This is a genomic window from Plantibacter sp. CFBP 8775, from assembly GCF_014839505.1.
In the GTDB taxonomy this organism is placed as follows: domain Bacteria; phylum Actinomycetota; class Actinomycetes; order Actinomycetales; family Microbacteriaceae; genus Plantibacter; species Plantibacter auratus.
The window spans coordinates 815,367-835,215 of sequence record NZ_JACYNV010000002.1; the positions used below are offsets into that span (position 1 = coordinate 815,367).

Annotated in this window: 18 protein-coding genes and 1 pseudogene; 10 read left to right on the plus strand and 9 right to left on the minus strand. The window is 62.7% G+C overall.

Annotated elements, in window-relative coordinates:
• Window positions 1-105: 105 nt before the first annotated feature.
• On the plus strand, window positions 106-351 hold the full coding sequence (locus IFR14_RS16295) for a hypothetical protein (RefSeq protein WP_191941611.1): 246 nt from the start codon (window positions 106-108) through the stop codon (window positions 349-351).
• Window positions 352-370: 19 nt separating this feature from the next.
• On the opposite strand, the gene IFR14_RS16300 is transcribed toward IFR14_RS16295, so the two are convergent.
• From IFR14_RS16300 to IFR14_RS16310, 3 genes are read right to left on the minus strand one after another with little or no spacing between them, the layout of a single operon-like run.
• Window positions 371-793 (minus strand): Rv3654c family TadE-like protein, encoded by a 423-nt coding sequence (locus IFR14_RS16300; RefSeq protein WP_191941612.1) that lies wholly within the window; start codon window positions 791-793, stop codon window positions 371-373.
• Window positions 790-1,101, minus strand: coding sequence for a TadE family type IV pilus minor pilin (locus IFR14_RS16305; RefSeq protein WP_191941613.1), 312 nt, complete (start codon window positions 1,099-1,101; stop codon window positions 790-792). The genes IFR14_RS16300 and IFR14_RS16305 overlap by 4 nt, the downstream gene beginning before the upstream one ends.
• Window positions 1,102-1,146: 45 nt before the next feature.
• Entirely contained in the window at window positions 1,147-1,359 is a 213-nt protein-coding gene (locus tag IFR14_RS16310) for a DUF4244 domain-containing protein (protein ID WP_191941614.1), read from the minus strand.
• A gap of 175 nt (window positions 1,360-1,534) precedes the next feature.
• Between IFR14_RS16310 and IFR14_RS16315 the strand changes: the two genes are divergently transcribed.
• On the plus strand, window positions 1,535-1,885 hold the full coding sequence (locus IFR14_RS16315) for a PadR family transcriptional regulator (protein WP_079706884.1): 351 nt from the start codon (window positions 1,535-1,537) through the stop codon (window positions 1,883-1,885).
• Window positions 1,882-2,445: a hypothetical protein gene (locus IFR14_RS16320; RefSeq protein ID WP_249407031.1), complete on the plus strand. Its 564-nt coding sequence runs from the start codon at window positions 1,882-1,884 to the stop codon at window positions 2,443-2,445. The genes IFR14_RS16315 and IFR14_RS16320 overlap by 4 nt, the downstream gene beginning before the upstream one ends.
• 45 nt (window positions 2,446-2,490) lie before the next feature.
• Here IFR14_RS16320 and IFR14_RS16325 read toward each other — a convergent pair whose 3' ends face one another.
• Complete coding sequence (locus IFR14_RS16325) at window positions 2,491-3,546, minus strand: type II secretion system F family protein (protein ID WP_249407082.1); 1,056 nt, start codon at window positions 3,544-3,546, stop codon at window positions 2,491-2,493.
• A pseudogene (locus IFR14_RS16330) lies at window positions 3,491-3,968 on the minus strand (ATPase, T2SS/T4P/T4SS family); the annotation flags it as partial. The gene IFR14_RS16325 and the pseudogene IFR14_RS16330, both read right to left, overlap by 56 nt.
• A 73-nt stretch (window positions 3,969-4,041) precedes the next feature.
• On the opposite strand from IFR14_RS16330, the gene IFR14_RS16335 reads away from it, so the two are divergent.
• The 3 genes from IFR14_RS16335 (at window position 4,042) to IFR14_RS16345 (ending at window position 8,409) form a co-directional block, all read left to right on the plus strand.
• On the plus strand, window positions 4,042-5,235 hold the full coding sequence (locus IFR14_RS16335) for a tyrosine-type recombinase/integrase (RefSeq protein WP_191941616.1): 1,194 nt from the start codon (window positions 4,042-4,044) through the stop codon (window positions 5,233-5,235).
• 1,118 nt (window positions 5,236-6,353) lie between these two features.
• Window positions 6,354-7,826 carry a tyrosine-type recombinase/integrase gene (locus IFR14_RS16340; RefSeq protein ID WP_191941617.1) on the plus strand — a complete coding sequence of 491 codons (1,473 nt, stop codon included), beginning with the start codon at window positions 6,354-6,356 and terminating at the stop codon, window positions 7,824-7,826.
• Window positions 7,819-8,409 (plus strand): DUF6262 family protein, encoded by a 591-nt coding sequence (locus IFR14_RS16345; RefSeq protein ID WP_249407032.1) that lies wholly within the window; start codon window positions 7,819-7,821, stop codon window positions 8,407-8,409. The genes IFR14_RS16340 and IFR14_RS16345 overlap by 8 nt, the downstream gene beginning before the upstream one ends.
• Window positions 8,410-8,440: 31 nt before the next feature.
• Here the strand turns inward: IFR14_RS16345 and IFR14_RS16350 are convergent, their stop codons facing one another.
• Complete coding sequence (locus IFR14_RS16350; protein WP_191941619.1) at window positions 8,441-8,758, minus strand: helix-turn-helix transcriptional regulator; 318 nt, start codon at window positions 8,756-8,758, stop codon at window positions 8,441-8,443.
• Window positions 8,759-10,566: 1,808 nt separating this feature from the next.
• On the opposite strand from IFR14_RS16350, the gene IFR14_RS16355 reads away from it, so the two are divergent.
• Window positions 10,567-13,170, plus strand: a complete 2,604-nt coding sequence (locus tag IFR14_RS16355; protein ID WP_191941620.1) for a TrlF family AAA-like ATPase — start codon at window positions 10,567-10,569, stop codon at window positions 13,168-13,170.
• A gap of 259 nt (window positions 13,171-13,429) precedes the next feature.
• Here the strand turns inward: IFR14_RS16355 and IFR14_RS16360 are convergent, their stop codons facing one another.
• Window positions 13,430-14,377: a hypothetical protein gene (locus IFR14_RS16360; protein WP_191941621.1), complete on the minus strand. Its 948-nt coding sequence runs from the start codon at window positions 14,375-14,377 to the stop codon at window positions 13,430-13,432.
• A 199-nt stretch (window positions 14,378-14,576) separates the two neighbouring features.
• Window positions 14,577-15,518: a hypothetical protein gene (locus tag IFR14_RS16365; RefSeq protein WP_191941622.1), complete on the minus strand. Its 942-nt coding sequence runs from the start codon at window positions 15,516-15,518 to the stop codon at window positions 14,577-14,579.
• Between the two features lie 240 nt (window positions 15,519-15,758).
• Between IFR14_RS16365 and IFR14_RS16370 the strand changes: the two genes are divergently transcribed.
• The 3 genes from IFR14_RS16370 to IFR14_RS16380 all read left to right on the plus strand — a co-directional run bounded on the left by IFR14_RS16370 (window position 15,759) and on the right by IFR14_RS16380 (window position 18,016).
• Complete coding sequence (locus IFR14_RS16370) at window positions 15,759-16,397, plus strand: hypothetical protein (RefSeq protein WP_191941623.1); 639 nt, start codon at window positions 15,759-15,761, stop codon at window positions 16,395-16,397.
• Between the two features lie 409 nt (window positions 16,398-16,806).
• Window positions 16,807-17,490 carry a hypothetical protein gene (locus IFR14_RS16375; RefSeq protein WP_191941624.1) on the plus strand — a complete coding sequence of 228 codons (684 nt, stop codon included), beginning with the start codon at window positions 16,807-16,809 and terminating at the stop codon, window positions 17,488-17,490.
• A 1-nt stretch (window position 17,491) separates the two neighbouring features.
• Window positions 17,492-18,016, plus strand: coding sequence for a restriction endonuclease (locus IFR14_RS16380; protein ID WP_191941625.1), 525 nt, complete (start codon window positions 17,492-17,494; stop codon window positions 18,014-18,016).
• A gap of 287 nt (window positions 18,017-18,303) precedes the next feature.
• On the opposite strand, the gene IFR14_RS16385 is transcribed toward IFR14_RS16380, so the two are convergent.
• The gene (locus tag IFR14_RS16385; RefSeq protein ID WP_191941626.1) at window positions 18,304-19,710 is read right to left on the minus strand and encodes an ApeA N-terminal domain 1-containing protein; all 1,407 of its coding nucleotides are present in this window, start codon (window positions 19,708-19,710) and stop codon (window positions 18,304-18,306) included.
• Window positions 19,711-19,849: the final 139 nt, after the last annotated feature.

The window sequence follows — 19,849 nt, forward strand, 5'->3', positions numbered from 1 at the left end:
CAGGCACACCATACACACGTGCACAGCAGGCTTGTCCAATCGTGGGGCGGCCACGCGCGTGTCCATCCCCTTGCGTTCTGCGGCGTTCGGAGCAGAATGTCTGCCATGAGTACCCAGACGAGTTACACCGTGAAGTTGACCGACGGTCCACTGGAGGGCAAGACGATCAGCGCCCGACTCAGCGACCACGGATCACCGACGCCCACCGTCGACGTGCCGAGCGGCACCGCCGGCAAGGTCTACCGGTACGCCCGGACGACCGGCGAGGAGTACGACGACTCCGGTGCCCCGAGCGCCGTCGACTACCGCTTCCTGGAGGCGGTCTTCACAACCGACTCCGGTCAGGACTGACCGTTCGCGCCGCTACCTCTTAATAGGTGGCGGTCACGGGCACCCCGACGACGGCACCGGACGCCGCCGGAGGAGGTCCGGCTCTCGCGGCGACCGTGATGGCGCCGAAGGCCGTGTCGACAGTGGCGTCGACGAGGACGGTGACGCCCTCCACACTGCAGGTGCCGAGCGACGCGTCATTGCGCGCCGCGACCATGCGAGCAGTTTCGCAGGGGAAGCCTGGGAGGCGGCCGGACGCGGTGTCGGCTGCCGCCAACGCGGCTGCGTCGGCCGCGTTGGCCGCTCGCTGATGAGCGGCGAACAGCGTCACGACGGGCAGAATCGCCAGGAGGACGGCGACCAGGGCGCCGAGGATGCCTACCGCGAGAACCGACCCGGCCCCGGTCTCGTCGCGCACGGCTCGCGCCGCGCGGAGGACCAGGCGGCGCCACCTCACGCTCATCGGCCGCCGCCCATGGCGCACGAGGATGCCGACACCGGGACGACGCCGGCCAGGCCGGACCCGCCGACGGCGTCGACGCGCACGCAGACGAGGTCGCCCTCCACGCCACTCGTCATGGTGGCCCCCGGCAGGACGCGCGCGACCCGACTCGCCGCGGTCCCGGCGTCGTCGCCTCGCCCCAGGCTCCGGGCGGCGTCCGCCGCGGTGTCGGTCGCACGGAGCTGGGTCAGCCCCACCTGCACCGCGGAGAGCCCCATCGCCAGCACGAGGACGACGGCCGGCACGACGACTGCGAACTCCGCCGTCACCGCGCCGTCCTCCGAACGCCATGCCGGCACCTGCAACCGCACGGCTCAGCCGTTCGCTGTCAGGGCTCGTCGGATGAGGTCGGTGAGGATGCCCCGTACCTCGTCTCCGCGGAGGATGGCGACGAGGAGCCCGGCGAACCCGACGGCCGCCATCGTGGCCACCGCGTACTCCGCCGTGGCGGATCCCCGTTCGTCCTGCAGGACGCGCCGAACCTCGCGCCTGACGCTGTGCTCGACTCGTCGACCGATCGTGATCATGGTGTTCCTTCCCCGCACCGGAGTGCTGCGCTCGTGGCACGAACACCTCCATGTTCGGCGAACGCGTCCAGCGACGCGCGAGCGGAGCCGACGTCGGTGACGGGCCGCATCGACCGGCCGGTTGTGGAGCGATCTCGCCTTGCATCCAACCGCTATTCATGCTTGAGTAATAGTCATGGATGAACAGTTGGCGGCGCGCGACTCGCAACTCCTCCGGGGCGTGTTGCCGATGCTCATCCTGTCCACCGTGCACCGCGGTGAGACCTACGGGTATGAGCTCGTCGAACGGCTCCGAGCCCTCGGTCTCGCCGATCTGGCGACCGGAGTCGTGTATCCAGTCCTCAGCCGGTTCGAACGCGACGGACTGGTGACCGCGCGTCGGGTCGCCTCCTCGGGCGGCCCTGCTCGGAAGTACTACGCGATCACCGAACGAGGAGACGCGGCGAGGCTCGACGCCATCGCTCGCTGGAGGGCGATGACCGACATCGCCGAACGAGGAATCGACCCTGAAGGAGCATCAGCATGATCGACCAGAAGCACCCGACGGCAGATGACCTGCTCGCCGAGCGCGCTGCCCGTGGATTGAGCCTCGCGGACCGCTGGCGACGCGACTCGTACCTGCAGCGCCTCGACTGGCACCTCGAAGCTGTGGTCACGGGGCGGGAACGCCGCTCGATCATCCGCTCACTCCGCGACGAACTCTCGGTCGATCGGCGACCGATGACGATCGCCCTGGCCGACCTCGGCTCACCACGCGCCCTGGCCGCCCGTTACGCCGACGACCCGGCCAGGTTGCGACCGACCTGGTCGATCGGGGTCATCTGGGGCGGCGTCGCGATCCTCGCCTACTGGTTCTCGTTCGCCCTGTTCACCCTCGGGATGCTCGCGGTGGTCGAGCAGTCGGCGCTCGATGAGGCGCACGCACGGTTCTTCTTCGTCGATGTGCTCGCCTTCGCGAACGAGGACGGCATCGGCGTCGGCTGGTCCGGTGACGTCGCGTGGATCCTCGTGCCGATCGTGATCATCGCCGTCGCCGTGCTCGTCGGAGCGCGCTGCTGGCGCGCACTGCCACGCTCCCGCGACTGAAGCAGTCCCGCGACGGAAGCAGGCAGGTCGGCGTCGAACAGTTCGTCAGAGGCCGAGCGTCGTCGACGTGACGACGCTGAGGAGGAGCGGAGCGACACCGACGAGGAGGAAGGCCGGCAGGATGCAGACCCCGAGCGGGATCATGAGGCGGGTCGCGAGGATCGCCGCAGCCCGCTCGCCGTCGGACCGCGCCTGATCACGCTGCTGCTCCGCCTCGCTGCGCAGCAGCTCACCGGCGGGGATGCCCGCCCTGGCCGACAGGGCGAGGACGCTCGTGATCGTGGCACCGTCGTAGGGGACGGCGAACCGCTCGCACGCCTCCTCGACGATCGACCGGGCCGCCGGCGCCGCTCCCCCACCAGCCATCGCCACCGCGACGAGGTCGAGCGACAACCCCGGTGCGGGGTCGCGCCTGGCCGCCCGTGCGCTGAGCGCCGAACTCCAGCGCGCACCGACGATGAGGAACGCCACGCCGGCCGCGAGACAGCAGAGCCCAGGAGGCGTCGCGAAGAGCGTCCGCAGCGTGTCGAAGCCGAGGGCCATCCCGAGGAGGACGGCGACGAGCGGCAACCAGAGCACCAGCCTCGCCGTCGCGGACGGTCCGGCGAGCGCCGTGCCGACGTCGCGACCGATGCGGTCCAACTCGCGCAGCGACCCGGCGAGGTCCCGCAGACAGACACCGAGTGGTGCACCGCTGATCGCAGCGACCTGCCAAGCGGCGGCCAGGCCCGCCCAGGCCGTCCGGGCGCCAGCACCCGTCTCCTGATCAGCGATGGCGGCGATCGCCGCCGGCAGGTCGCCCCCGTGCGCTGCAGCGTCGGCCACCGCTGACAGCACCGTCGCGTCGGCCCGCTGATCGCTCGTCGGGCCGCCTTCGTCGTCCGGTTCATCCGTCGCGAGGCCGACGGACACCGTGGCGGATCGGGTCCGCGCATCGGCGTCCGCTTCCAGGGCGAGATGCCTCCAGGCGCTGCCGGGTGCGACGCCGGCACCCAGCAGCACGGCCAGACGACGCGTGGTGCGCGCCACGCGGGCGGGACCGTCGTCATCGGGCGGAGCCGCGCCGGGAAGCGCCGCGATCACCCGCCGCAGGACCCGCAGCCGGCTCACGGCAACTCCTCGACGGAGAGGCGGTCGTGTTCGTCGATCAGGAGACGGCCGACGGCGACCACCTGCCGGCCGACCGGGAGCCGTGCCAGATGCACGACGAGTCCGATCGCGCTCGCCGCCTGACGAGCGACGGCCTCCTGACTCATGCCGGCGAGCGCACCGAGCGCCTCCAATCGGGCGGGCACGTCGGTCACGGAGTTCGCGTGGAGGGTACCGGCACCACCGTCGTGTCCGGTGTTGAGCGCCGACAGCAGCTCGCGCACCTCGGGCCCCCGGCACTCGCCGAGGACGAGCCGGTCGGGACGCATGCGGAGGGCCTCGCGCAGGAGGCGTTCGAGGTCGATGCCGCCGGCCCCCTCCAAGTTGGCCTGGCGCGACTGGAGAGCGACGACATGCGGGTGGAGGATCCGCAGTTATCTTTAGGTCGAGCCTGATCACGAGGCATGGGAGATACAGCCCGCGAAGCCTAGGTGCCTCGGAAGTATCATGACCCAACGAGACACGGAGGTGCAATTGACCAGGTACCGCACCGAGCGAGCAGTGCTGCCCCTCACCGGCCGGTCAGTATGGCTGGTCCTGGATGACGAAACCCTCGAGATCATGCCGGAAGCGCGAGACTTCGCTCTCCACCTCAACGGTGCAGGTAAATCTGAAAACACCATTCGTACCTACCTGCCGCGAGTGGCCGTGTTCCTCAACTGGGCAGACACCTCGCCGGGCTGCGACTGGCGGACCGTGACGGTGAAACAGCTGGCTCGCTTCAAGTGGCATTTGGAGGCGAGGCCCGCCCTGGTCGAGGCTGCGACGATAGGGGGGCGTGGTGAAAGAAGTACGCGATCCGCAGGCACGGTCAATCAGTACTTGACTGCTGTGTTCGAGTTCCTCCGGTACTGCGGGCGAGCTGGGCTCATCGATCAAGCCGTGTCGAAGCGTCTCGTCGAACCGCGCCATCTCCGTCATATGCCTGCATCTTTCGATGCAGGAGAGCGAGGTCAGTTCCGTTTTGCGCGTGTCAAAGAACTTCGAGCACGCGAGACCTCCCGGCCCCCAGAGACGCTCACGGCAGCCCAGGTTGGACACACCATTTCTGCTGCGATCCGAATCCGTGATGCCTTCTTGCTGCTGCTCCTCAGCGAAACGGGCATGCGGATCGGAGAAGCGCTTGGGCTGCGGCGCTCTGACATGCACTTCCTCCCTGACTCGACCACTCTCGGATGTGAATTGGCCGGCGCACACGTGCACGTCGTCCGACGTGAAGACAATGCGAATGGCGCTCTAGCGAAGTCAAGCCACGGCAGGCACGTGCCGGTCGGCGGCGAGGTCGTTCGTGCGTACCGAGACGCTCAGATAGAACGAGAGTCTGTGGCTCATGCCACCGACTCAGATTACGTTTTCGTAAACCTGTGGGCGGGGGAGATCGGCGCACCGATGAAGTACTCTGCAGCGTACGGCTTGGTGCAGCGCGCCGGCCGCAGGGCTGATGTGAACCACTTGCACCCACATTTGTTTCGCCACACTGCTGCCACCCATTGGATAGAGAACGACACGCCGATCGATGTCGCTCAAACTCTCCTCGGACATGCGAGCCCCGCCTCGACGAGCAGATACACGCATACGTCTAACGAACGTATGCGTGCAGCCGTCGAGAGGGGCGCGGCGACCGTGAAGGTTGTCGAATGAACACAGCAGCGCAGCCCTGGCTGCCGAAACCCAATGCTGCCGCATCCTCGGCGCCAACGTGGTTGGGCTATCTGCATGATCGTACCGATCCCAACTGGCGTAGTGGCGAATGGACGGCCGCAACTTGGTTGTTCGTGGGCAACCCCGACGAACCAAGCACACGGATCTATCGCTGCTCGACTCGGGGGTGCAAGCTCTTCACCGATGTTCGGAACGGGGGGAGGTGCGCTGGATGTTCGACGTTCCTCCGGACTCACGGCCGGGACGTCAAGCTGCTAGAGGAAGAGATCGAGAGACGTGCCGCGCTTCCCGATCCAAGGCTTCAAAGACCGCAGGGACTGCACCCGGGGCGCTGCAGCGTCGTGCGAGACGAGAAGCAATGCGAGCGCGAATCGCGGTCGTACGGGCTGTGTCATAACCACTACAGGTGGTGGCTCAGGGACGGTAAACCGTTCGGCACACCTGTCTCTGCCTACTTAGCGACCGCCGACCTCGCCCCTCGCCCAGCGCTCGATAAGTGTGTTGTCCCAGGATGCGACCGCGAGCGGAACACATCGGCAACCGTCCTCTGTTACAGCCACGGCAGCCGTCACAAGACTTCAGACCCGAACGCGGAGCTAACAGAAGAGGACTTTGCATCGCAGGTGCCCTCGCTTCGAGTCCTCGGTACATTCTCTCTGGCACCACTGCCCGAACCACTTCGATCAGAGGTCCTGTTTGCTCTTCAGGTTGAGGACCGCGCAGGCTACGGGATTAATCCACGCTTGGTGACCTGGATGGGGCGCCACCTTGCGCGGTCAGGATCGTCGTCCCTGGAACCTGGGTATGTGGAGCGGGCGCTCGGCTCCCTCCATCCAACACGGCAGACCGTCGCAATATCATTCGTTCGCCGGATCGCCGCCTGGGTCCGATACGGGCACGCAGATTACCTGCAAGTCGACCCCACAGAAGGCGATCTTTGGGACACGTTTCAGATTGGCCTTCAGTCGACCAAGCATCGAAACGGCCAGCGGAATGGAGGCAATGAGGCCAAGTTTTCAACGCAACGACCGCCCGCCGATTTCCGACCGATCCGTCAGAACTGGTTGCGAGAACTAGTGAAACAGTGGGCCAGAGACATGATGCCCACGACGGACGAGCTGTTCGTGCACATCCGTGCCTTCACGGTGCTGAGCCGCGCGCTCTCACTGCGTCGCGATGGCGACGACCCCACCACCGCGAAGGGGCGGGACATTCAGAAAATGCTCGACCTGCTGAACGGCCTCAAGCAGGACAACGGGGAACCCTACAGCGGTGTACAGCGCTCCCGGTACCTGACAGCGATTAGGCGAACCCTCCACTACCTGCGGGATGCGGAGCTCATGGAGGTGGTTCCGCCCAGTTTCACAGTTACGCCGGATCATGCGGTACGACGCTCGTACAAGTTGATCGACGACGAGCCGGGCCGGGCTCTTCCGTATCGTGTCGTTGCTGAACTCTCGCGTGCCGTCGGATCTATGCCTGAGTCAAAAGGCCAGACGGGCGCATTGATCAACGGGTACCAGCTCACGCTGCTGCACAAAGCGGCGTTGAGGGCCCTGATCGACACGGGGCGCCGGCCAAGCGAGATTTGCTCTCTGAAGGTCGGATGTGTGTCGCGCTCTGTTCCCGCCGGTGGCGACGGGACAGTTATCGACTACACACTCGAGTACGACAACCACAAAGCGGGCAGGGAGAGGCGGAAGATACCGATCACACGCGACACCGGTGAGGCCCTCCTCGAGTGGGAAAAGGTGAGGCAGACTCTCGATCTGCCGTCCGCGTTCGACAAGTGGTTGTTCCCGTCTCCGTCAGCAGGCAGAATCGACGCCGACCGTCATCTCACTCCAGGTGGTCTAGCGCGTGCAGTTGACACGTTGGTCGCGAGCGCAAACCGTCTCGACGACGATGTGCCCGACCTCGCAAACGGCGGTTACCTCGTGTACAACGCGAAGATCGAGCCATACTCTTTCCGTCACTCGTACGCGCAACGTCACGCCGACGCCGGAGTGGATCCGGATACCCTCCGCGAACTGATGGACCATCGAAGCCTCATGACAACGATGGGCTACTACGTGGTCTCAGCGAAACGAAAACGTGCGGCTATCGCGAAACTGTCACCCATGTCAGTCGATTGGCATGGAAAGCCGGCTCCCATGCTCTCAACCGCCTCCTACGAGGTGGGCTCCGTCGCCGTCCCTTGGGGGAACTGCACAGATCCGTCTAACGTCAAGGCGGGTGGGCACGCCTGCCCTATTCGGTTCCGCTGCTCGGGTTGCAGCATGTACAGGCCTGACCCGTCCTTTCTTCCAGGGATGCTCGAACACGTCACACAACTTCGCGCTACTCTGTCCATGATTGAGATTGCCGGTTCAGCTGCGCCGTGGGTTCTAGCAAGCATGCGAGAAGAAATAGCTGGCTACGACGAAATCATCCGTGCGATGAAAGCACAGGTGGCGACGCTCCCGGACGACGAACGGGAGGCGGTCAACGAGGCGAGCGTTGCACTACGTAAGGTTCGCGCGAACCGACCCATGATCCCCATGACAGTCGTTCGGAGTCGAGATGTCTAATCGGATCGCCGGTCGGGTTGATCGGATAGACCGCTTGCGCGCAGCACGGGCTCAAGACTCCGAAGTGAAGCGATCCCGCGCGCTGCTCACCATCGCGGATCTCCTCGGGGCAGGAATCCGTGTCTCCGTCGCCCGCGTGGCTAGAGAAGCCAGGGTGTCGACCTGGCTGATCTACAACGTGCCAGACCTTCGGAGTGCGACCGAACGCGCGATAGCTCAACAACAGCGGGATGGGATCGTTCCAGCCAATCCGGTGCAGGCACCCGACCGAACCGCAGCCTCACTCCGCACCGATCTTGCTCTTGCGCGTGAAGAGTTGAGAGAGCTCAGACAAGAACTTGCCAAGCTGAAGGCGCGCCTGCGAGCGAAACTGGGCGCAGAAGCGGAAGGCAGCACGGTTGGCGAGCTGATCCCCAGACTGCGCGAGCTCGAGGAGGTCAACTCGAAACTCCTTACCGGGATGGACGAGCGAGACCGACGCATCGCAGCGCTGGTCGAGACTCGGGACACGCTCGAAGCCGAAGTTGAAGGAAAGACCGAGGCCTTGCGTCGACTGATGTTCTCGAAGAACGTGCAGAGCTGATCACGACCATCCGGACGAACCAGATGCGGGATCAGCGACGGCGCAGATCCGGAGCGTCGTCGGGAATCAGGTCGCTCAGGCTGACATCGAGGGCTTGAGCGAGCCCAAGAAGGGACCGCAAGGAGGGGTTGACGGGAGTGCCCGGCCTCGACTCCCCTTTCTCGTACATCTGATAGGTGTATCGCGTGAGGCCGGCACGGTACGCAACATCCTCCTGAGTGAGGCTCCGGCGCTCGCGAGCTGCACGCAACGACGTCGCAAACTGCTGGGCAAACAGTGCCCAGTCAGCCCTCTGTTCCGTTCGTCGCCGTGCCACCGTCCAAGCGTTTCGAAGAGCACGACCGATCATGGCCTAATCCGTATGGCATAATTCCGTTGGCCATACGAAACAATCGACCCTCCGCCGGATCTCCTCCACTCTGCACGTGTGCTGCCCGCCTCACGACGCCGGTCGCACCGTGGAGCGGGCCCAGCGCGTGCGACCTCGATTGTGACGGCGAGAATGCAGACAACGGCATTTCCTATCTGGTGGGCGGCTACCGCGTGCTCTCCTCCAGGCCCATGGAAGTACATCTTCGAGCAGTTCACCGATGATGACACTGCAGATGAATGGGGTCTCGGAGCTTCGATCTTCGTCGCTCACTATCGGCGTCGCCACGCCCATGGTCCGACTTTTCGAGAGCTCTTTGAGCACCTCCTGCCAGACGCGGGAGGACTCCCGTCGCTCCTCCCGCCAGACTGGGACAAGGCCGAACGACGTGATGCAAGCGGCAGGTTCCGCGGGCACGTGACCATCGAATGGCGTCGACGCGGGTACATCGGTTTCGAAAAGCACGTCACCCGGAGCCTCCGGGTTGGTCCGCGTTTCCGTGAGAGGTCTCGCCAGCTACAGACAGCTCGGAAGACCGAAGCTGGGGCCAATTTGCTCGATCATGCAGGTGCGTTGAGGCCGATCGCGAACCTTCCCCCGGCGCCTGAGCTGCGGCCGCCGAGAGCGCCGGGATCGGGTGAAGACTCACCGACCGCGCTGAGCAGCTCCCAGCTGGTATCTCTAACTGCACAGGAGGTCACTACGAGGCTCGGCCTGACGCCCTCCGCCTTGAAACGATTTAGCAACGCTGGCTACCTGCACAGTGTGGATCACGACGGTGAGTTGCACTTCCCCGACTGGCAATTCTCAACTGAACCAGACAGGCCGGTAGTACCGGGCATTGCAATCGTGCTGGCGGCGATGCCTCACGATTGGTCACTCGAGCGAATCCACCGGTTCATGCGCACGCCACGGGTATTCGCTCCGCATCACGGTGCACCGCTGACTCCTGTGCAATGGCTCACTGACGGTGGCGACCCCGAGCTGGTCGCGGCTGCACTTCGAGCAGCCTGACCGCGATGACGTCAAATCGCTCGCGAGACAGTTCACCTTCTTCAAACCCCGGTTTCGAGTCAGGAAGCGAAGCGGCGCTGGCTGCCGCATTTGTCCGCCTCTTCGAGGCGTCACTCAGGCAAGGTCGGGATGCGAAGCTGATAGTCGCCATACTCCGATCCCTCTCCGCCGCCATCGATGACCCTCTGGTCGGACCCATGTTGATGCGACTCCCTGCTCCGACGAAGAGCGCATCGAAACGGCACCTGCGGAAGGCAGCACCACACGCCGCCCTGACAGCGATTCTGCACGCGGTCGTGGGCTCGATGAGTGACGACGAGTTAGCAGTCTTCCTCGGCGTCGGGCTTCGCCAAGTCCGTCGTCGTGCGCAAGCCGGCGACCTCTACTTCTTCTCAGTTGGAGGGAAACGCAGATATCCGTGTTGGCAGTTCGGTCAGGATCGCAGCACACTGCCGCACCTACGCAGCCTGACCGTCCTGTTTCCGACAGGTTGGAGTGGGGCCGACGTACATACCTTCATGACCACGCCAACGCAGCAGCTCCAGATCAATGGCCACCGACGTTCTCCGCAGATGTGGCTAGCACAGGGTGGGTCGACAGCGCGGGTCCAGCAGTTAGTCGAGAATGGATCAGAGTAGCAGCGGAGATTGCTGGCTCCTCCAGAGTGCACAGCCCTCATTGTCGACACCAGTCAATTCAACTTCTCCAGCGCCAGATATGATCGCCGCAGGTGCACTGCCGCACTCACAGAGCGACATTCAGGGGGAAATGCGATGGCGTCACTAGGTGCTCAGTGGATTCGAGCCGCACTTCAGGTCAACCCGTTCAGCTACCAGGGGCGGAGCAGTCCAAGCGACTACTTTGAGACCGAGGACGCGTATAACACCGCACTCATAGACGAGTGCGAAGTCCTTGGCATAACGGTCATAGCTGTGACGGATCACTGGCGAGTGGACTCGGCTAAGAGCCTCATCGCTGCCGGTGAGGCCCGAGGCCTCGTTGTACTTCCAGGGTTTGAAGCTAACTCTTCCGAGGGCATCCACATCCTCGTGCTATTCGAAGCAGGGACACCGTTCGACGCCATCAATGCATCCATCGGCGGATGCGGTGCTCGCCCGGGGTGCGACAACGGAACGGTTGGCCACTCTTTCGCGGACATCATGGACAAGATGACGGCGGACGGAGCGCTACCGATCCCCGCGCACGTCAACACGAATCCAGCCGGTTTGTTGACGACCAGATCAGGTCAACCGCTCGCGACCATGATCCGAAACGACAATCTTCATGCGATCGGGGTCTCGCCGGGCGCCGACGAGACCCGGGACCAACAAGCTGTGATCGACGGAACCGGGATGTTCGAGCGCGTCCATCCGCTGGCGATACTTCACGCGGACGACGTAATGGGCCCACGCCAATTGCGAACCCCAGGAGCAAGTTCGTGGTTCAAGGTGAGCTCCCCGTCATTGGAGAGCCTGAAATTGGCGGTACGCACACCCCAAACGCGCGTGTCACTCGAAGACCCAGTTGCCGTTCCACGCGCGCGCATCACGGGCGTGTCCTGGGTTGGAGGATACTTGGACGGCGTCACCGTCCCTGTGTCATCCGACCTCACTACGCTCATCGGCGGCAGAGGAGCAGGCAAATCCACGGTGATCGAGAGCATCCGCTACGCGCTCGGCATCAAGCCGCTGTCAAGGCAGATGGCGAAGGACCACCAGAGCATGGTCGACCATGTCCTCAACGCTGGAACCATCGTGCGAGTGGAAGTCGAGAGCGTCTCTCCCACCGTCCAGAGCTTCACCATCGAGCGCGAGGTGCCACATTTGCCCGTTGTTCTTGATGCTTCGGGTCAACGTACGAAACTCACTCCGACCTTCGCGATCGGAGCGGTCGAAGTCTTCGGCCAGCATGAACTGGCAGAGCTCGCGAGCGACTCCCAAAGCATCGCGCAACTCGTGCGACGCTTCGACGGGTCAGAGGTTCAGGACGCCGAGTTGCCTGACCTTCGAGCTCGCCTACAGGAAAATCGCGAAGACCTGCAGCGAGCCGAGAAATTGGCTTCCACACTGGAAGCAGATCTTGACCGCGCGGATCAGCTGGAAGAACAGGTTGGGCACTACGAGCAGACCGACGTCCCAGCCAAGCTAGCGGGCCAGCAACGGCTAGCTGAGGATGAAGCAGTCTTCGTGGAGGGGCACAAGCGACTTGCAGCCGCGCAGGCAAGTCATGACACGTACATCAAGTCATCAGCAGTGGCGGAGCTCACCGCGGCAGTTGACAACATCGACGGGACGCCGCAGAGCGACAAACTGAAGAGAGTCAGCGGCGCCCTCACGAAACTCTCGAAGACGCTCTCCGACCTGCAGAAGGGGGCAGACGCGGCCTTCACCGCGGCGCAGGCCGAAGTGACCGCTGCGAAGGTCGAGTGGGAGGAGTCGACTCGAGAGGAGAAAGCGAGCTACGGGGAGGTCCTGCGCGACCTCACCGAGCGAGGTCTTGATCCTGGTCGGTTTGTGGCGACAAAGTCCGAGCTGGCAACGCTGAAGGCTTCCAAACCGCGACTTCGAACACAGAAGGCAGAAATCAAGAGACTCGCGGCCGAGCGCGACTCGCTGCTCGGGGAGCTTCGCGCGTACGAGACTCGCTCGACGGAGCATCTTCACAGATCGGTGCGCGCCGCAAACGACGCGACCGGCGGTGTCGTAGTCGTAAGCCCCACCCCTTCGTCCGACCGAGACCACATTCTCGATCTGATCAAGGAACACGTCAGCGGCCAACGAACCCAGATCACAGCTGCGATTCAAGCTGCCGGTTTTTCGCCGCGCGTCCTGGCCAACGCCATCCGAAGTGGCACTACAGAATTGTCAAAGCTCGACATCAAAGGCGCTCAAGCCAACAACCTCGCTACCGCAGGAGAGCCGCTCGCGAGGGAGCTTGAGGAGCTATCCGTCGGCCTCGCTGTCGAAGTGCGGTTGAAGGTAGATGAGACGGCTGGCCTCCGCACCATGGACCAGCTCTCGAAGGGCCAGCGCGCAACGGCACTACTGCTGCTCCTGCTGGGAGCCTCGGACGCCCCACTGATCATCGACCAGCCCGAAGACGACCTAGACAATAACTTCGTGTACAAGGGCGTGGTGAAGCATCTCCGAGCGCTGAAGGGCAAGCGGCAAGTCATCGCAAGCACTCACAACGCCAACGTTCCAGTCCTAGGCGATGCCGAGCTGATCGTCGTGCTCGAAAGCGATGGGGCCCACGGCAAACCGGCGGAAGACGGAATCGGTTCGTTGGATGATCGATCAATTCGAGACCTCGCAGAGAACATCCTCGAAGGTGGACCTGCCGCGTTCAACGCACGCCACCACCTTTACGGCTTCTAGAGAGCACATGAAGAGGCTCGTCGACGCTGGGCTCACCACCTCCGAGTCGCGGGGTCGGTGGTCGCGCCCCGCGTCATAGGGGACGGACTAGAACGCGCCTCTCAAGCGATCCGCCCGTAATCCGCACGGCCACGGGCGGATCGCTTGATGCCGCCGGCTGGTCCGCGGTGCTCACGAACGACGCGCGTCCACAGAGGCGGTGACACGCGTCACATCGCAAATGCTTGGCGCATCTCCGCGCGCTGTCTTGAGTCTGTGCTCAGCGATATGGCGTGGAGCTCCGCAGAATCTCCACGTGACCGTAGCCGTGCGCGTCAAGCAGGGCGCGCAATGTCACTTCTGCATCGTCTTCGCCACGGGTGGGGCCAATACGAACAGAGCGAATCGGCAGCAGTCCTACCTCGTCTTGGGTGATACCGCGCCAGAGGTGTAGCGGTTGTGTCCCCCTCTTCGCTGAAACTTCCACGTAGGGGGCGATCCCAAACCGTCCTACGCGGTACAGCACAAACCGCCACCATGGCTCAACTCGCCATGTTGACCGCACTTCATTCTCGTCACTGAAACCGGGTTGCTTGAAGAAGACGGTGGGATCGAGCCCTTGCTGGTAATCCGAGAACATGACGTAGAAGGAGTCCTCATGAGGCTTCTTCAGACCGTCAATGATCTCTTGGAGTTCGTCTTCGACGACGCGGCTAGTGTCGCCCAGATACTCCACCTTCCCCCAGCCGCTTGCGAGAACGGACGCCGCGTCGGGATCGTACAGCTGGGCGAAGTGCCCGGTCTCAACTTCCTCCCGGGCGTCCTCGTAGTAGCCGGGTGGCGGTTCGGGGTGCTGCTCTGCTTCGTTCTGCACCACGGGCCACATGGAGACGATCGGGTCGAAGTCGATGGCGTACTCCGCCTCGCCGCCGGCGCCGTAGCTTCTCCACAGTGTGAGCGAGTCCCCGTCGAGGGCGGCAGAAAGCAAGAAGACTGAGATCGGTGTTGGGTCGCTATCGATCCCGATTTCGGCGAGCTGCTTCAGCTGCCAATCCTCGAGCTGAGGCCTTCGCTTCTCCAGGGCGCGACGTATCGCATCCCGCCCCTCTCGGATCTCATTGCGGTCGTTCATATACGCCGCGGAAGTTGCCCAGATGCGGTGGCGTCTGACGATCTCTAGGAGGCCATGTGCAGTTGTATAGTGCCATGCATGCTCAGGAGTTTCCACGCTGACAGCCTAGGTCGCGAGCTTCGGTCGACCGATACCCCATCATCAAGATTGCGAGCGCCCCTCCGCGCCTTTGCCGCCGCCGGCTCGACCATCGCGCCGTGCCCTCGGGCCAGCCGAGAGCAGCGCATGGTCTAGATCAGACCCAGGAGCACGTCCGGAGGAGTTCGCTGTCGGTCATGACGCGTCAGCCTGGTCGCTACTGGGCGTCGTTGAAAGTAGTGTGCGTCGCTCCAGGGGATGGATAGCCAGCGACATCCTCGAGTCGCTCGGGCGCTCCCGCGACCTTTGGGATGCACTCGTACCAGCGTCGAGATATCGACCGGAGACGCTCAGCGAGTTGCGGCTCATGGCCGGAGTAGTCGATGAACCGGAGCACACCATACTGCGTGATTTTATCCGCGAGCACGAGGATCGCGGACATTGCGTCGGCGTCTGGGAACGAGAAGGGTTGCCCGCCGATCTCGACGGTGACCCGCAGCTCGAGCGATGGCCACATCTTTCCGTGGGCTGACCCAGCAGATGTGCGCCATAGGCGCTCCACCTGCACGGGGTCACCGAGGTCACCGTCAGAGAAGCTAGTCCGCACCTCGTGCGCCGCCGCTGTGACGAGCGTTAGGTAGGACGGATCGTCGACTTTGATGCCGTGGCTTTGAAGAATGTCGAGCAAGTCGAGCCGTTGCTGTTTGAGCGCCGTCTTTCGCGCCGGGTCAACCTCGGCTTTCCGCTGCTCGGCCCAGTCTGCGAGAACTAGCGACATGTGCCGCCGCAGCACCTCACGCGGATCGCGAGATGCCATCACCCATACGGCTTGAGACGCTGACTCGAGCGCCGCGCGTGCGAGCGTCTGAGCCGGACGCGCATCGTGACGTATGACCGCGTCGGGGTGGAAAGTCATCGGCGCGACGAAGTCAGCCCACATGCCGAGGTGTTCGAGTGCTGAGGTTAGATACGAGCGGCACCATGTCTCGCACGACTGCGGCAACCCGTGATCGATCACTCTGAATGGTGATCCGTCGATTGCTGGTGGCGTTTCGGCCAAGAGATCGCGCATCAGTCGAGCAGATTGCGCCACTTCAACCCAAGATCGAGACTGCTCCCGATCGATCTCGATACGTCCGGCAACATCGTCAACATTCACAACGCGAGCGTATCGCCACCCGGCCAACGAACTCCGACCTCTCGCAATCCTCACTTACTTGAGCCCGTCTAGCAGTCGGCGCGAATGCCCGCTTCGAGATCGATGAGGCCTCCGGTCGTCTCTCAAACCGCGGCGCCGAGGATCCTGCATGCAGTCGACCTGAGCCCGAAGCTTCCGCAACCCGATGACGTGCGCATGTCGTGACCGGCTGCTATCTTGCAACAGCATCGAAGGAGAGAAATGAGTCCCCTGATCAACCAGATGTCGTTCAAAACGGAATACTTCCAAGCCCAGGCCGATGGTGCCGTGGAGTACTACGCCGATCAGGAGCAGGCGGAGGCGGCTCTTCGAGATGCTGCACCGCAGACCATCTTGAAGGAGAAAGAGCTCATCGACAGTCTTCTTCAATCTGGTCGGCAGTTCGTGGCAAACCGTGGAAGCGGTGAGTACGGGCCTTACGTCATTCACGCCCCCACGTGCAGCTCAATTCGGCATCAGATCGACCGTGATGAGGCTTGGGCCTATTGGCTCGCTGATCAAAGCGGGCGATCCGAGATCGGTGCGATGCCCAACCTTCTCGATCGACGCGACGTGGAGGCACTGCCTACCTACCGGGCTTGCTTGGTCTGCAACCCCGACGACATTCAGCGCGAAAAGAAGCGCACGCCCTCGAGTCGACCTACTCTCTTGGGGAGCATCACACGACACCATCTTGGGCGCTCGTTCGTAACGATCGAAGAAAAGCTACTCGGCGTCCTGCTCTCGTTCACGGTTGCACCCGACAGGGTCTCCCTGAATTTCGCCGCCGGAGACTTTGCGGGCGGCTATGATCTTCCGGTCATCATGTTGCCGAAGCAAGCACTGCCACCGAGCATCTAGCTCCGAATCCCCGCGAGTAGCTCTTGTTTGCCAGCGGCACGAAATGCCCTACAACCGTCTGTAGGGGTGACGAACACTCTCAGAGAAGCAAATGGGAGCCGAATCTCCGACTCGCAGCCCACTCAAGCGGCGATCTGTGGCTGGCGCCGCGACTCCCTGTCCTGGAGCGTCAGCCAAACGATGCGGCTGGCGGCTTTCGCGCAGTAGTCGCTAGTGCGATAGCTTCCTCGTAGGAGGTAATTCGGTGAGACCACGACACGTATATGTAGCAGCTTCGAGGGGCGCGAATCTCCGACGACTGCTCGATCTACTTCAGGAGGCTGGGCTCCAACCGGTGTTTCCCAGTGACGACGTTGATGCGGGCGAGTCAGGGATCACTGCTGCACGGAGAGCTATCTCCAAGTCGGACGTGTTGCTCCTCGTCCTGACCGAGGGCAATTCCACTGGCGCTGCGTTCGAGGCCGGCCTGGCGGTCGCAATGGACATCCCGATCCTCGTTGCCAAGACGCCACGTGCGACTGTGCCAGCGAACCTTCGTTCGTTTCCCGTGGTCTCGTTCAAGCTCGCAGACCCCTCGCGGATCCTGGATGCGCTCAGGGTACTGTCTCTCACGACGCTTGAGAATATCAAGACCCCGCAGGATACGGCACTGGGCGACAGCGTGAAACACTACCGGAGCAGCGCTGCGAACGCATCGGCAGCAGATCGAATCCGAGCGCTGACGGGCGCGATTGAAGCGACGGGCGCGATTGTCGCGCGCACCGAAGGCGCCGAAGATGAGGGCTTCGACATCGCAGTCTGGTCGAATGATCTCATCAACTCAATTGGCGCACCGGTTCTTATCGAAGTAAAGAAATTTTCAGGCGCCGCCGAACTGAAGCAAATTCGCTCAGCACTGCGGAGTCAACCCAATGGGGCAATCGGCTTACTCGTTTTTCAGGCACGTACAACTAGTAGCAGGGAGCGGACATACGACCCACAAGTGCTTGCGATTCAGGAGGAAGCGCTTCTGCGGGATCTAGAGAAGTACTCGTTTGCCGAGATCGTTATGCGATTGCGGAACTCCGCAGCACACGCGAGGAGTGAGTACTAACGTGTACGACTCGCAGCGGATTCAAGGGTTCTGGCAGCAGAGCGCGGCCGCAACGACGACAAAGGCGAAGGGCGATGCCCTCGAGGACTTGATCGAGTATGTATTCCAAGAGATCCCCGGGTTGATCTTGCCTACACGCAATTCGCGCGGCCCGGGTGGAGTTGCTGAGATCGACATAGCTTTCTGGAATGACGGTCATACCGACGGCCTGCGACAGTTCGACCGGCTCATCGCTATAGAGTGCAAGAACTGGGATGCAGCAGTCGGTTATGTAGAGATTGTCATGTTCAAAGAGAAGTTGCGTACGCGCGGACAGAACTTTGGCGTAATGGTTGCCGTTTCGGGGGTCACCGGCACGTCGCAAGCTCAAACTGCGGCGTATAAGGCACTCTTCGATGCGAAGGGAGAGGGCTTCACAATAATCGTGATCACGCGCAGCGACATCGATGCGCTGACCTCAGCCGATGATCTAGTACGACTCATCAAGGAAAAGTTCCTTCGCCTTTGCCTCTCCGGTCACATTTAGCCGTAGGCCCAGGCGTGCGAGTTCAACGGGTTTCGACACGAAAGCGTCGAGCGCCCACGTCAGCAAGACCTGTAGATGCAGGTCGGTCCGAGCTGCAGTGCGCCCGGTCCAAAAATCCTGACCAGGACGCGCATGATGCCCGCGCTCCTCGCCGCCTTAATGAGAATTGACCGCTCGGTCATCTCGATTATTCTGCACCTGAGATGTGCCGCCCACGCTGTACTAGGCGCGAGGGGACCGCAGAGCCGGAGACGATTTGAACTTCTCCGCAACGCCGAAGCGTCTCGTCAATCCTTGGGCGGCAGGTAGAAGTTTCGAGTCAGAGCGCGCTCGATGACATCATGCGGCACACCGAGCTCGGTAAGCAGGACCGTGTTGAGGATCGCCGTCGTGATGAGCATCAGCGCGAACATGTCGCGTTCACCCCTAGCAGTACCAGCGTGCGCTAGTCCGTTTCGGACGTTCACCAACCGCTTCGCCCAGTCATCGCGGTCCTCAGTGAAAGCTGAAACCGTCCCCGACGCGGGAATGGAGGCGAGCTCGAGGAGTCGTTGGCGGAAGCTTGGCCCGTTGCGAAGCTTCTCGTTCACCCAGGCGCGCTGCCGTTCGTCTGTAGTAGCTGCGAGCAGAGCTTCCTTCAACAACCTGAAATCTGAGGCTGGAAAGTCGGTTGCTGAACCCCGAAGACTCGCGTGGAGTGTCTCGGCGACGATAGCGACTTGCAGCATGTGCATTTCGAGGAATGCAGGTGGGTCGTACTCGAGGCCGAAGAAGACGTTACAGGCCGCTTGAGTCTTCGCTCGCAGTGGGATCCAAGTCTCAATGGTTTCCTTGAAGGAAAGGTCCTGACTCGTGAAACGGAAGTCCGCTGCTGGCACAGCCGACTCTTCCGGTCGCACCTCGTGGATTCGTTGGGCATGCAACGTGACCCATACGTCTCGGTCAATCTGCTCGTCGGAGCGCGGGAAGCGGAATCGGTTTGGCTGCGTGTGTAGGAGTTTCACGCTGATCAGACCCGATGGCTTCCCTGAGGCCAAGGTCATCAGGTCCGACATTGACTGGATGATGGTGTTGAACTCGCTGTAGGAAGCAGGCGCTTGAGGGGTGGCAACGAGGGCCGCGGTGACGTCTCCTGTCAGGGAGATCGAATCACGCCTGTGCAGGTAATGGAAGTGACGATTCTCAACGGCGGCCTCGAACCGCCAACCGTCGAACTCCGCGAGCTTAGGCTCCGCGGAGGTGATTTCTGCTGTCGACGTGCTCCCGTCGACGTGTACCTTCCCCGTCATGTTCACGGGCTGCAACCAGTCGGTAAATTGCTCAAAGCGCATCTCAGCGCGGCTGAACGCTGGCTCATCCGCGTCGCAAAGGTGGGCTCCGATCAGCGCCGTTTGTGCGTGAAGTCGGTGCAGTGTCGGCCGGCTGTGGCCCAGACTGCCGCCACTGGCTGACAGGGTCTGCAAGTTGACCAGCGAGACCTTGCCGCGTTGTGTTTCGCCCAGCACAAGAGGGAACAACCGGTCCATCGAGATCGTTGCGAAGGACTCATCGATCTGTCGCCTCACGCTGGGATCGAAGCCTCCGATGAGAGTGAGGGCGACGACCCCGTTCGCGGTGATCGTGGCAGTACCGTGCTGAGGTTCGTTCTCCTCGCCTGGAAGCCACCAGGTACCGTGCAGTTCCTTGAAATCCATGGCCCAAGTCTGCAGCCTTCTCTCGCGGCCAAGCGCAAGTTTGCTTGCTTAGATGTCAGCGGTGCCGCCGGAGTCACTCTAATCGTGCTGCTGTCTAGGACTACCTCGGTTTGCTCAGCGCCGCGGTGTTTACACCGAT

Excerpts from the sequence above, each read along its gene's own strand:
- IFR14_RS16355 (WP_191941620.1), top strand. The coding sequence starts at position 10,567 with ATGGCGTCACTAGGTGCTCAGTGGATTCGAGCCGCACTTCAGGTCAAC.
- IFR14_RS16320 (WP_249407031.1), top strand. The coding sequence starts at position 1,882 with ATGATCGACCAGAAGCACCCGACGGCAGATGACCTGCTCGCCGAGCGC.
- IFR14_RS16300 (WP_191941612.1), bottom strand. The coding sequence starts at position 793 with ATGAGCGTGAGGTGGCGCCGCCTGGTCCTCCGCGCGGCGCGAGCCGTG.
- IFR14_RS16315 (WP_079706884.1), top strand. The coding sequence starts at position 1,535 with ATGGATGAACAGTTGGCGGCGCGCGACTCGCAACTCCTCCGGGGCGTG.
- IFR14_RS16345 (WP_249407032.1), top strand. The coding sequence starts at position 7,819 with ATGTCTAATCGGATCGCCGGTCGGGTTGATCGGATAGACCGCTTGCGC.
- IFR14_RS16340 (WP_191941617.1), top strand. The coding sequence starts at position 6,354 with ATGATGCCCACGACGGACGAGCTGTTCGTGCACATCCGTGCCTTCACG.
- IFR14_RS16335 (WP_191941616.1), top strand. The coding sequence starts at position 4,042 with ATGACCCAACGAGACACGGAGGTGCAATTGACCAGGTACCGCACCGAG.
- IFR14_RS16385 (WP_191941626.1), bottom strand. The coding sequence starts at position 19,710 with ATGGATTTCAAGGAACTGCACGGTACCTGGTGGCTTCCAGGCGAGGAG.
- IFR14_RS16350 (WP_191941619.1), bottom strand. The coding sequence starts at position 8,758 with ATGATCGGTCGTGCTCTTCGAAACGCTTGGACGGTGGCACGGCGACGA.
- IFR14_RS16310 (WP_191941614.1), bottom strand. The coding sequence starts at position 1,359 with ATGATCACGATCGGTCGACGAGTCGAGCACAGCGTCAGGCGCGAGGTT.
- IFR14_RS16295 (WP_191941611.1), top strand. The coding sequence starts at position 106 with ATGAGTACCCAGACGAGTTACACCGTGAAGTTGACCGACGGTCCACTG.
- IFR14_RS16370 (WP_191941623.1), top strand. The coding sequence starts at position 15,759 with ATGAGTCCCCTGATCAACCAGATGTCGTTCAAAACGGAATACTTCCAA.